Here is an 11,846-nt window from a genome sequence, read left to right as displayed (position 1 = left end):
CTAATGACATCTGAAAACAAGCGACCAAATGACCAAACTCCACATACCCCACAGCCTAAGCAAGGAAATGATGGTGGTGGTATAGGAATCGATTGGGTTAAAAAGAGTCGAGAAGACCAACCAAAGGAACGTGGGTAATATACTCATACAAACGTTTAAGGTTTCAAGATACTTTTGATTATCTGAACGGGTGCTACTAACTAAGAAGCTTTTGTCCATAAACGAGCCAGTTTAAACACTGACTCGTTAAGGCTATTTATCGTAACTACACCCTATCAAACTAGCACATTGTTGTTTGTGTCCATTCATCATACGTTCCATTTTTATCTCTCAGCGCAAATCCAAAATCCATGTGGTGCTTTCGGGTAGATGTGGACACCTTTAGCTGACGCGTTTTTGCTTCTTTCTTAGTTAAAGTATTGGCTAACTTAGTTTCTGAGAACCATAGTTTTCCATACATAAGCAATTAAAAATTTCATTGATAACAGTACAGGGATCTATATCACTGCTTAATGACTAATAATGCAATAATATGCTTATTTTAACGTAGGGTGCGGTTCTGGTTGAGTAGGTAAGGCATTATTTAATAGTGCTCAAAAATCACCCAAAATATAATAAAACGAGATAACGCATGAAAGTAGCACGAATTGAAATTTCAAATTTCAGATTACTAAAAAATTTTGCCTTAGACTTGGAAGACGAATTGTCTTTAGTTATAGGGAAAAATAATACGGGTAAGACTTCAGTATTAGCTTGCTTAGATAAACTTGCCGTACAATCTGACAAAAATGCGATTACCTATGAGGACTTCAATGTCGATTTAATGTCATTTATTGAGGCTGTGTTGCTTGGTGAACAAGCTATAGGAAATGAAGAGGAATTTACACCTTTAGGTATTCAACTAAAACTGTTTATTAAATACAGCGAATCGGACGATCTATCCAGAATTAGCTCTTTGATAATGAGTTTAGATCCTACTGATGATAATGTGCTCCTTTCCTTCGAATATAAAATAGCATTTGATAAGATAGTTGAGCTGAAGTCTGTTTACACGAAAGAGGCGGAAAAGTTTGAAAATAGTCCTCGTTTGTTTTTGAAAGAAAACCTCTCTGATTACTTTGGCATAGTTGTGAAGAAAAGTTTGCTGATAGGCGATGAAACCCAGTTTATTGATTTAAATAAAGAAAGAATTAATCTAAAAGATATTTTATCCATTCAGTTCATCAATGCGAAAAGAAGCGTAACTAATAAGCAAAATGACAAAACTCTATCGAATCAAACATCAAGCTTGTATAAGCAAGTCGATGAATCTGATGAGCAAATAGAAGCATCAAACGAGTTTAAAAAAGAATTGCGTAAAACGGATACCAAGCTGAGTGGTATCTATCAAAATATGTTTAAAGGTGTCATTGAAAAAGTTAACAAGTTTGGTGGTATTAGCCCAACAGATACCACCATAAAAGTTGCATCGACATTACAGCATCGTGAGTTATTAGAAGGTAACACCACGGTCATGTATCAGCACCAAAATCATGATCTTCCCGAACATTACAACGGTCTAGGATACATGAACTTAATCAGTATGATTTTCGAAATTGAAATGCTGATGAGTAGGTTAAGGAAATCACTTAAAGAACAACCAGCCTCGATTAACTTACTCTTTATTGAAGAACCTGAAGCACATACCCACCCACAGATGCAGTATGTATTCATTAAAAATATTAAAAAACTGTTGAAAGAAAATCGCCTGAGAGAAGATGGTAAAGAAATACATCTACAATCAATTATTACTACTCACTCTTCTCACATAGTGTCAGAAAGTAATTTTGACGATATCAAGTATTTAAAGAAAACGCCTCAATCTCATCAAGTTCAGGCTAAAAACCTGAAAGATTTAGAACTAGAGTACTCTTCTGAAGCAGACTCTGAAAAAGATGCAGAGCTTAAACAGTCATATCGTTTTTTGAAGCAATATCTAACCCTAAACCGAGCTGAGCTGTTTTTTGCAGATAAAGCGATTTTTATAGAAGGTGATACTGAAAGGGTTATTTTGCCTGCAATGATGAAAAAAATTGACCAATCTCATGAAAGAAGTGATAGCGATAAACAGCCACTGTTGTCTCAAAACATTTCAATGGTCGAGGTTGGTGCTCACTCTCAAACATTTGAAAAGTTCATAGATTTTATTGGACTTAAATCGCTGATTATTACCGATATCGATAGTAACAAAGAAGTTCCTAAAGATGATGATCCAACTAAAACAAAAAGAGTGAAATGTCGCCCCAACGAAATAGGAGCATCTCAAACTTCGAATGCCTCATTAGATTTTTTCTTTGGGACAAAGGAGTTAGATTTCTATAAGGCTTTGAAATTTTGCGACAAGAGCGTAAGCAAATGCCCTGCGAATAAAGTGTGGAAACAAAATCCAGAAGGACTGGTTAAAGTTATATATCAAGTCGAAGAAAATGGTTACCTTGCTAGAAGTTTTGAGGACGCATTTTTTCATATTAATAAAGAACTCCTAAACATTGGACATAATGCATTCCCATCATTGACTAAGAAGTATTATGATAAATATCAATCTGGTGACATAGATGTTTTTGAATTTTCTGAAAAAGCCGTTAATAGCAAGCCATCTCTAGCTATTGAAATTTTGCTAAATAGTAAAGTCGCAAGTTCTGAGAACGCCGAATCACAAGTTGGTTCAATAGAAATTGAGTTTTCAAACTGGAATGTACCATTGTATATCAAGGAAGGTCTATTATGGCTACAACAGGGTTAGAGTTAGATAAACTCTCAAAAGAAGCGAAGGATGTCTTTAAATTAATTAAGGATAAAAAACACTTCTTACTCAGTGGTGGTGCTGGAAGTGGAAAAACATACTCATTAGTAGAAATTTTGAGAGCTGTAATTAACGATTATCCTTCAGTTAATATTGCCTGTATCACTTATACTAATGCTGCTGTTTCTGAAATTGAAGATAGAGTATCACACGATAATCTTTATGTTTCAACTATTCATGACTTTCTATGGCACAACATTAAAAACTTTCAAATCGAGATCAAGAAGACATTAATTGAACTAATTAATGACCCAGAAGAAAATGCAATTAATAGTTCAGGCAATAAGATGGTTGATGAAAGTTTTTTTGATGATTGCGATCTTATACAGTATAAAGAATATGTAAAAATATCGAATGGAATAATATCACATGATGAAATAATTGTTCTTGCTACCAAGATGTTTGAGAAATATGAAAGACTATGCTCAATTGTAAAGGACAAGTATCCATTTATTTTTGTTGATGAATATCAGGATACAAATCCAATGGTAGTTAAAATTCTTCTTGAATATATGGAAACGTCAAATAAGCCTAATGTAGTTGGTTTCTTTGGTGATGCCATGCAGTCAATATATAATGGAAGTGTCGGTAATCTTGATATGTATACCAAGTCAGAGCCACCGAGGGTAAATGAAGTATTCAAAAAGCAAAATCGTCGAAACCCTTTACAAGTAATCAATTTGGCAAACCTAATCAGAACCGATGGGCTTGAACAACAGCCTTCTGATGACCAATCTGCACCTAATATGGATAAGAATGGAGAGGTAAAACAAGGTGAAATTAAGTTCTTGTATTCTACTAACAATAGTTTAGAACCTGTACGGCAACATCTAGGTTGGGACTTTAACTGTGCCACGTCAGTAAAAGAGTTAAATCTAACTCATAGCTTAATAGCAGATAAAGCCAACTTTCCTGAACTGATGCGTATTTATGATAAAGATAAAATCCTCGAGTATATACGAAATAAAGTAAGGAAGCCTTTAGTAGAAAATGAACCAGAGTACGATTCGACAGGAAAAACATTAGCTCAAGTATTAGAGCATATTGGGAATCCGCCCCCTACTGCAACTCAAAAAACTTATATTGATGACAACCCCAAGTATTTTGAGCTTGCCAAAGCCCTTCCATATGACCAAATTAGCAAGTTGTATGTAGATAAAGATCAGTTGCTTGATGACAAAAAAAACCATGTAGGTGATGATAATAAGCCAAATTCTAATAGAGATGACCTCATCAAGCATTTGTTTAAGATTGAAAACTGTATTCGCCTTTACGAATCCAAAAATTTTAACCAGTTCATTAAGGCTACAGATTACTCAATATTATCAGTGAATGATAAAGTAAAGCTAAATAAGGCTATTCAAGCTTTCCAGATTGATGAAGATATTTCAATTGGTAAAGTTATCGAGCTTGCTCATAAATTGGGGTTAGTCATTAAAGATGATAAGGTGGAAAGGTTTGTTACAGATAGGTATTACGTGTACAAGCAAGTTTGCGATGTTAAGTATCAAGAGTTTCGTAACGTTTTTGACTACCTTGAGGGTTTGCTCCCATTTTCTACTCAACATAAAACAAAAGGTTCAGAGTTCTCTAACGTATTGGTTATGTTAGATAATGGCAATTGGAATCAATATAATTTTAAGTATTTGTTTGAACGAAGTGGAACCGATAGTGTTAAACAGAGATCTGAAAAAATATTTTACGTATGCTGTACCCGTGCAAAAGAAAAGCTAGCTGTATTTTTCCCAAGCCCTACCCAGAAAGTAGTTGAAACTGCTCTCGAGTGGTTTGGTGAAGATAATGTTGTGAACTTGGATGATCAGCGAGAGTCGTAGAGCATTGGCTATGACCTCTGTAGAATTTGAATGTGGGCACTATCGAATACATAGAGCAAGTATTGCACCTACCCACTCATGATTTTCGTATACTCCTCTGAGCCAGTACAAAGACTCCGCTCATTTCTGTCAGTTGGCACTTCGTAACATAGAAGTGCCTCAAAGTCATTCGGCACTTGATTCCTGACTGCTTTCTCATGTCATTTCTTGACCTACTTTACCTAATGTCAGATTATGAACCTAGTTGAAAGAATGCGACTATACAGACATGTTCTGTAATTTGTAAGCATTAGAAGAATTAATTAATATAAAACAGTGCCTTAATGATATAGATTCTAGAGTTCTGATAATTTTATAAACACAATGTTTGCTGAAAATACACTGTTATATTCGGAGGGAGTCATGGCGTTAACCGCATTTAGCAAAAAATTAAATTGTGAAGTTGATGCAGTCCAGTATTTTTCTCTACTTGGTCATAATTTGAAAATTGATCCTGAACTAAATTCAGTTACGAATAAAGAGAGAGATATTGTAAAGAATGATGTTATATGTCCATCTTGTGGTGTTGCTAACGCTATAATTGTTTCGGGATCTAGAAATGATAGAAACTACGCTATTCGTCAACCTCATTTTAGATTTGTCGATGAACATGGTAATGAATCCCATCATGAATATTGTGATTTAAAAACAGTAAAGCCATTCAAAGATATTACGTCAATGTATGAATCGTTTTTTAATCAAAAATCAAAATCACATATTACAAAGTTAATAGGAAATATAATATCTAGTGCTTTAACAAACGAGAGTATTGGTGTTAAGGATATGATAGATTTTAGACAATGGCATTTTAATCTAAAAAAAGAGCATATCGTTAATGTTGAATCTATTTCTGAAAAATTATTTCCATATAAAGTTTATAAGTGTAGAAAAGATCTTGATATTGATGCTGCTCTATCACCAAAGATTGATTCAACATCAGTAAAAAATAAGTTGATTTTAGACCAAATTGTAGCTGAGGATGAAGAAACTTTAAATAAAATATTACAGCAACCAGATTTTAAAATCAAAGATAAAGATATTTTGTCCTTCTTTAAAAAAGGAGAGCGCAAAGTTTTTGATGTCAGAAAATTATCTCACGAGTATATGTTATCAAATATGCTTGGTAACACTATATTGGATACTTTTCGATTATCGCTTAATTCACAGAGAGACATTTCATGCATTCAAGCATTTTGTTCACTGTTTCTTTTTGTTAATCAATGGAATATTGATAAAGCAATAGATATGTTCAATGATGCGTTAAAAACAAAAGATAAAGCTCATACTATAAATGGTAATATAATAGGTCTTAATCCATTTTATAAATATGAATTTTATTCCTCGGTTTTATATATTAATGACGTGGCAAAATACTTACCAACAAATGATGAGTTACATCGTTTAATCGAATTTAGAGGCGGTGAACTTAAAAGATAACTTGGTTGCAGTGAAAAAATATAACAATATGCACCAACAGACACTAATGAGTTTGGCGCTTATGGTTTAAAGTTATCAATTTTCTGATGCAGCAAGAAAAGTGCTGCTGTGCTTGACGTTATGTGCCCGTATAAGTCAGAGGGACTTCTAGAATGAGCATTCAGGTGAAGTTAGTTAATCTTCGAAAGAAAATTAGAGCAAATAAGAAGAAAGTCATTGACGCAATCATTGCAAATCATTCAGCAGAAATCTGCATTATTTGTGGTTCTCACGAGCAATTGACCAAAGAGCACGTTATACCCCAGTGGGTTTATAATCGCTGTACAAAGCGTACGTTTCAAACAACTACTAACGGCATTTCGCAAACTTACAATAAAACCACGCTGCCAGCATGCAAAGATTGTAATTCAAATCTCCTTGGCTTACTGGAGCGGCATTTAAAACATGAGTTTGAAAGAATAGATGTTCGTCATCAAGAGTTTTCTCAGGAAACTTTAGAGCTAGTCATATTGTGGTTAGAGACTTTAGAGTATAAGTTTCAGGTTCTTGATCTTCGGAGAAATTTAAACAAAGTAAAAGGTGCTGATTACATTCCGTATATAGGTAAAATGCCAATTGCTATGTTCCAAGGACCAATGGTAACTAGTCCTGCGAAGGTTTTCTCAAACCTTCGCTCGGCTTTAAACGTTTTAAGCGTTAAATCTAAGGCGGACAGGCTTAACTCTCTTTGTGTAGTCCATACCAAAAACAAAGATTTTCATTTCTTTCACTCAACAAATAACTATATTTTCATCGAGTTAGCCGCGTTTAGTATTGCCTTTTTCTATTTCTATAAACAATCATTTGATAATATTGGAGAAGCAGTAGAGTCCGCTAAGGGCATCGTAAATGAACAGTATGCGGGAAAAGGCACATAACAAACGGTCAAGGGATAAACATACTTTTCCTAATCTGACAGAAACGCTTTAGAGCATCAGACCTAAATTGTTTCTGTCCATCTTCGAGCTAGCTGATTTGGCTAGCTCAGATCTGCCCCGTTATGAGTTACGGAGATGGTGAAGCCTTTCGAAAGTGGTTTGTAGCACTCCAAGTACTAGTAGTGTAACGCATGATAAATCATGCGCTCTGTCTAACTGTTTATCCGTGGAATGAGTAGCTTCGGGACAAAAGCTCGTTAGAGCAAACTAACTAAAGCGTTTTACCCTTTACCTTGTTAGTTAGTCGTTCCGCCATCTGTCGTGTCAGCATCGGATTCTGGTTCGGGTTTGGCTTTGGCTTTGCTGGCTTGAACTGGTGGTGATTCCGATGCAGGTTGTTCTTGCCAGCATTCCACACAAGGCTTATTAACCCATTCCCAAGTCTTGCTTGTGATGCAAAGTGGATTTACCCAGAGCAAAGCAGCTACTAGGCTACCAATAACTACAAGACGCAAGCCAAGCGGAAATTTGTCACGCCAGCCTAGACCAAGTTCTGCGCTCATCCAGTCACTATTATGCTCAGAAAATACCTTGTAGTGAGCATACCATGAAGACATCATCACAGGAGATATAGTTTTAACAGATCGATGTTCTGCTTGTATTTGGCTAAGGTCAGCTCTCGCTTTAGTAACCGAGGCTGCGTCTTGTTCGTTAACTTCACAGTAAATGTGCTCTAGTTTCTTGCTGATATCAGTCAGGCTAACTCCTGTAGCCTCATATTGTTCCTTTAGAAGCTCTCTAGGTTTAAGAATGATTCCGAGGATACCTATAATGAGTAACAGAGCAGCCAAAGCTTTGCTGTTGAACTCAGCAAATGCCAAACCAAGTACACCAAAGGACAGCGAAATAGCGCTAATAATCGTCGGTAACTTTTCGCAGATATCTAATGACGCAAAATGAAGCTTGGCGCTGTAGAGTACATTGTAATACTCTCTAGCCACTTGCTTCTTTATTGTTTGCTTCGTCATAAACGCTCGTTCCTATTCAATTGGGACTGTAATTTCATGTCGCGCTATCACCGTGTTATTGCGCATAGCGTAGCACTCAACTGTATGATCACCATAGAAAGTTGCCGTCTCATCACGAGTTTTGCTGCCATCATCGTCTATGATTTGACCACGATGGCTCTTGTCCCTATCTGCGATATACCCACGGTTGCGAACCTTCCACTTGACTTCGTAGTCTCCAACAATATCGGTTTGTTTCACAAAGAAGTGCAGTTTCCGTTGATGCTGTATTCGCTCCCCGCCAAAGGTTAGCGATGACAACATTTCAGTTATCAGGTCGCTTTTTACGTGACAATCAATGACAATTTGGTTTGTGATATCCATATCGAATAGCTCCTCAATGAACTCCTCATTCACTGCTGAAAGTTGTTTCGCTTCACGATTAGGGAACTTCGTACCAAAAATAGCCTTGTACCGTTGGTTACACTTGTCCTCATAACCATTTTCTCTTGCTTCAATCGCTTCAATTACGTTATCCAGTGCTTTCTGTGCATCAGCTTGGAATGCTTTCTTCACACTGACTTTGGAGTTGCTGCCAAACGCATAGTAGAACGCTTTATTTGGCTCTTTGGTAAGGTATTGAAAAAAGTCTTTTACCATCTTGTCAAAGCTGCCGAAGCTACTCTTGTCGTATTTAGTGTTATCTTTGAAGAAGTTGTAGCAAAGGGTGTCGATTAGAAAGCCACTCATCTGAATATCGTTTCTAGCCTTCCACGCACGAATCATTTTCGCAAGTTTACGCAGGTTGTCTTTGCGATTGTCGTTCAGTTCTTTAAATGCTCTTAGCTCAGCACGAGTATCACATTTCCGCCATGAACCACCACTATATGTGTCAGGGTATTTGAATACTCCCTGCCATTCGAATACGGGTACTACTTCAAAGGTAAAGTCTTGCATCTCAACCACTACTACGTTGCGGTCTTTTTTCACTTTACTTGTGTTATACGTTTTCTTTATGGCGTCTTTTGCATGGTCGAGAACCTTCGATGGGTCTTTGCGATAGGTAGTCCAAGCGCTAGGAGGAAGTATGTAGAGCATATCAAGGTCAGAAATGCCATTGATTCCAGAATAGCGACCATATGAGCCAGCTTGGAGACTGTAGTTTTTCTTGTCGTTTTCTAAGTTTCGAAATTTTTCATTTAGGTTCTTGGTAATGCTTCCGTAGCGACTTGAAATTGTGTCTTTGTTCTTGATCTTCAAGTTATCCAAAAACACACTGAAATCCCGCCTTACCGTCATATGTCACTCTCCCTGTATTTAAGTCCATGTAATAGATGGGGGTAATAAGTGAACAAAACAACCTGTATGTTAGAGTAAGCCGAAGTATTGGTTGATGGCTGGTATACGGCTTAACTAAGTCAAAGGTAAGGCGTAATGCCCCTTATATTTTTATGATTATTCACTTTTAAGTGCAGTGATTGCATAGGTTAATATACATAAACTAATGGAGTGTGTGATATCTAAACTATCGACTCTAAATGATTTTTGTCCAAACCTATTTTAGATATGTCCGCTCATAGTTTGTACCAGTTATATTCAGATGTAAAAAGGTTGTCAGACAACGAATGACAATCAAATTGTAGTCTTTGAACAGCTACTACTATATCCGGTCAACATGAAATGACTTTGATAGAATGGTGCTTTACGATTCGCAAACATATCTAGGAGAGCTATTTTATTTGCTATGAATACTGATTGAATATTGTTTGTTTGTCGCGCTGTCAATATTGTCCGAAGAGAATAAGTCACATCGATATATAGGGGAGCGAGTGATTCGCAATTAATGAACCACAACAGCGATTTCTTGCTTCCGTTTTCGATGACTGCAAGGAACTCCGAATTCTCTTGTGCAGACAAAGCTGATGACGCAGTGTCGTATTTTGAAAAGTCTAAATAATAAACATCTATATTGTTTTGCTCAGCTAGCAAAGTGGTTTTTTCAATGAAATCAGGGTGTAGGACTTCAGAATCAGCAATAGAAATTCTAAAGTCCATGTCCCACGCAAACTTCACAAAATTTTCAGGTGTTATATGCCTAAAATCGCTTTCTTGACTTTTATTCAAGATGAATATGACTCCATCAACTTTCTCAGCTCAGATACATCTCTAGAACTAAAACCAACAGCCGGATCTACGAGATGCAACTTGAAGTTATCGCTAAGACGCATTGGTTGGGTATCTATGACAATGTTCGCAGATGAACTGTCACTAATAGAAAACTCTAAATCATAAACCTTACTACCATCTTTGCCTTTAAACCCCACAAAGAACTCCGGATGAAGATGATTCTCTTTAAATCCATTGCGAAGGAATAATTCAGATAGCTTATTTTTTTCACCATAGAATGAGTAACGCCATAGAGAATGTACTTTCAACTTTCCGTTCGTACTTTCCAGTAACTCAACTAGATTTTGTACCGCATTTGGTAAGAAGTTTATGTGTGATAAATCGTTCTTTAGATTCGCAGGAGATGCCTTATGAGGCTCTTCACTTGACCAAGGGAATAGCACCCCAGTTATGCTCGTATAAATCGTTACATAGGCTTCAATGGAGATATCGACGCAGAACACCCCATCATTTATATAAACGTCGCTATCACGTTCCCAGCCACGAATTTCTCTATTGCTCAATAAATGCTGCAAACGAGGAGCATGCTTGTGTGAAAGAGTTAACTTTTTTGTAGTAGTCATATTAAACGAAATGCATTTCAATCTAGTTGAGTCTCTACTTAGGATTAGCACCTTAAGGTGCTAATTTCTGTTTCTGTAGGGTTTCAATGACATCATTCAGTGCTAGTAAAACACCATTTATTTTTTCTGTCTCTGAGTTCACTGACTCTAATTTTGGTTCTAATACATCCTTGATGCTCGGCAGCAAATTACCCGCGAACTGATATCCTTCAGACTGACCATATAGCTGCAACTTGCGCTTTTCCAAATAATCAGCGTTTTCTTTAACTTCTAACAACGCTTTAGCTAGCTTATCTTTTGAAGACTCTATCAACTTTTTAGTTTTGGCTCGCGATATATTGTTACCAGGAATCAACTTAACCTTTTTATCAAAGTCAGATGCTATCTCGTAGAGAGCATTTCTCGCCCACTTCTCTGAATCGTGGAACAATGCATTTTTATTCATCAGTCGAATCAATTGGTTATGAGTCAAGTGTCGTAATTGTTTGTCATTGACCAAAATTTCCTCATCTCTTGCGATACAAATCAGCTTTATCTCTGTAATAAACTCATTCAAGAAGAAATAGTCATTTTCAAAACTCTTCATAGCACTGTAGAAAGGCTCTCTAAGTCCAACCATGAAAAAACTCCGCCCTTAAAATACCTAATATATTAGGTTGATTGCGAGAGTGCAAATGTTCGATAAAGGCATTTCTGTCACATCTAACTTGTGACTCAAATTTATCGAAATAATAATAATGAACATAATCGCAAAAGAATTTGCTAAAAATATAAAAAATCAAAGAGTTGAAAAAGGAATCGCTCAGCAGAAGCTAAGTCTTCTTTGTGGATTTGATAAAAATTATATCGGGTGCCTAGAAAGAGCACAGAGTCGAGTAACTTTAGAAAAGGTATACATCATTGCCGCTGCGTTAGATTGTTCAGTGCTAGATTTGCTACCGAAAGAAAACCCTAAACGGATTGCGAACATGATAAAAGTTGATGATTGAGTGAACACACTTTGCTTGAGTATTCTCTAT

The 11,846-nt window shown here is 36.4% G+C and carries 11 protein-coding genes; 6 read left to right on the top strand and 5 right to left on the bottom strand.

The features are described from left to right. Positions 1 to 3: 3 nt before the first annotated feature. From ACOSVQ_RS05010 to ACOSVQ_RS04990, 5 genes are all read left to right on the top strand, one after another. Positions 4 to 138 carry a hypothetical protein gene (locus ACOSVQ_RS05010; protein ID WP_491981474.1) on the top strand — a complete coding sequence of 45 codons (135 nt, stop codon included), beginning with the start codon at positions 4 to 6 and terminating at the stop codon, positions 136 to 138. A 493-nt stretch (positions 139 to 631) separates the two neighbouring features. Beyond that, positions 632 to 2,782, top strand: a complete 2,151-nt coding sequence (locus ACOSVQ_RS05005; RefSeq protein ID WP_491981473.1) for an ATP-dependent nuclease — start codon at positions 632 to 634, stop codon at positions 2,780 to 2,782. Further along, complete coding sequence (locus ACOSVQ_RS05000) at positions 2,764 to 4,677, top strand: UvrD-helicase domain-containing protein (RefSeq protein WP_491981472.1); 1,914 nt, start codon at positions 2,764 to 2,766, stop codon at positions 4,675 to 4,677. The genes ACOSVQ_RS05005 and ACOSVQ_RS05000 overlap by 19 nt, the downstream gene beginning before the upstream one ends. A 402-nt stretch (positions 4,678 to 5,079) precedes the next feature. Then, positions 5,080 to 6,153, top strand: coding sequence for a hypothetical protein (locus ACOSVQ_RS04995; RefSeq protein WP_491981471.1), 1,074 nt, complete (start codon positions 5,080 to 5,082; stop codon positions 6,151 to 6,153). Between the two features lie 152 nt (positions 6,154 to 6,305). After that, on the top strand, positions 6,306 to 7,070 hold the full coding sequence (locus ACOSVQ_RS04990) for a hypothetical protein (protein WP_491981470.1): 765 nt from the start codon (positions 6,306 to 6,308) through the stop codon (positions 7,068 to 7,070). Positions 7,071 to 7,366: 296 nt separating this feature from the next. On the opposite strand, the gene ACOSVQ_RS04985 is transcribed toward ACOSVQ_RS04990, so the two are convergent. The 5 genes from ACOSVQ_RS04985 to ACOSVQ_RS04965 form a co-directional block, all read right to left on the bottom strand. After that, positions 7,367 to 8,098, bottom strand: a complete 732-nt coding sequence (locus tag ACOSVQ_RS04985; protein ID WP_491981469.1) for an SLATT domain-containing protein — start codon at positions 8,096 to 8,098, stop codon at positions 7,367 to 7,369. Between the two features lie 12 nt (positions 8,099 to 8,110). After that, positions 8,111 to 9,376, bottom strand: a complete 1,266-nt coding sequence (locus ACOSVQ_RS04980) for an SMODS domain-containing nucleotidyltransferase (protein ID WP_491981468.1) — start codon at positions 9,374 to 9,376, stop codon at positions 8,111 to 8,113. 333 nt (positions 9,377 to 9,709) lie between these two features. Then, entirely contained in the window at positions 9,710 to 10,201 is a 492-nt protein-coding gene (locus ACOSVQ_RS04975) for a hypothetical protein (RefSeq protein WP_491981467.1), read from the bottom strand. Beyond that, positions 10,198 to 10,827, bottom strand: coding sequence for a hypothetical protein (locus ACOSVQ_RS04970; protein WP_491981466.1), 630 nt, complete (start codon positions 10,825 to 10,827; stop codon positions 10,198 to 10,200). Before ACOSVQ_RS04970 ends, ACOSVQ_RS04975 begins: the two co-directional genes overlap by 4 nt. Before the next feature lie 52 nt (positions 10,828 to 10,879). Beyond that, positions 10,880 to 11,446 carry a hypothetical protein gene (locus tag ACOSVQ_RS04965; protein ID WP_491981465.1) on the bottom strand — a complete coding sequence of 189 codons (567 nt, stop codon included), beginning with the start codon at positions 11,444 to 11,446 and terminating at the stop codon, positions 10,880 to 10,882. Positions 11,447 to 11,564: 118 nt separating this feature from the next. On the opposite strand from ACOSVQ_RS04965, the gene ACOSVQ_RS04960 reads away from it, so the two are divergent. Further along, entirely contained in the window at positions 11,565 to 11,816 is a 252-nt protein-coding gene (locus ACOSVQ_RS04960; RefSeq protein ID WP_491981464.1) for a helix-turn-helix domain-containing protein, read from the top strand. Positions 11,817 to 11,846 lie beyond the last annotated feature (30 nt).

The organism is Vibrio sp. HM8-C, assembly GCF_058630515.1.
The sequence above is the reverse complement of the archived record's forward strand: the minus strand, read 5'-3'. Positions and strand labels throughout refer to the sequence as shown.

Excerpts from the sequence above, each read along its gene's own strand:
- ACOSVQ_RS04985 (WP_491981469.1), bottom strand. The coding sequence starts at position 8,098 with ATGACGAAGCAAACAATAAAGAAGCAAGTGGCTAGAGAGTATTACAAT.
- ACOSVQ_RS04980 (WP_491981468.1), bottom strand. The coding sequence starts at position 9,376 with ATGACGGTAAGGCGGGATTTCAGTGTGTTTTTGGATAACTTGAAGATC.
- ACOSVQ_RS04990 (WP_491981470.1), top strand. The coding sequence starts at position 6,306 with ATGAGCATTCAGGTGAAGTTAGTTAATCTTCGAAAGAAAATTAGAGCA.
- ACOSVQ_RS05000 (WP_491981472.1), top strand. The coding sequence starts at position 2,764 with ATGGCTACAACAGGGTTAGAGTTAGATAAACTCTCAAAAGAAGCGAAG.
- ACOSVQ_RS05010 (WP_491981474.1), top strand. The coding sequence starts at position 4 with ATGACATCTGAAAACAAGCGACCAAATGACCAAACTCCACATACCCCA.
- ACOSVQ_RS04960 (WP_491981464.1), top strand. The coding sequence starts at position 11,565 with ATGAACATAATCGCAAAAGAATTTGCTAAAAATATAAAAAATCAAAGA.
- ACOSVQ_RS05005 (WP_491981473.1), top strand. The coding sequence starts at position 632 with ATGAAAGTAGCACGAATTGAAATTTCAAATTTCAGATTACTAAAAAAT.
- ACOSVQ_RS04995 (WP_491981471.1), top strand. The coding sequence starts at position 5,080 with ATGGCGTTAACCGCATTTAGCAAAAAATTAAATTGTGAAGTTGATGCA.
- ACOSVQ_RS04965 (WP_491981465.1), bottom strand. The coding sequence starts at position 11,446 with ATGGTTGGACTTAGAGAGCCTTTCTACAGTGCTATGAAGAGTTTTGAA.
- ACOSVQ_RS04970 (WP_491981466.1), bottom strand. The coding sequence starts at position 10,827 with ATGACTACTACAAAAAAGTTAACTCTTTCACACAAGCATGCTCCTCGT.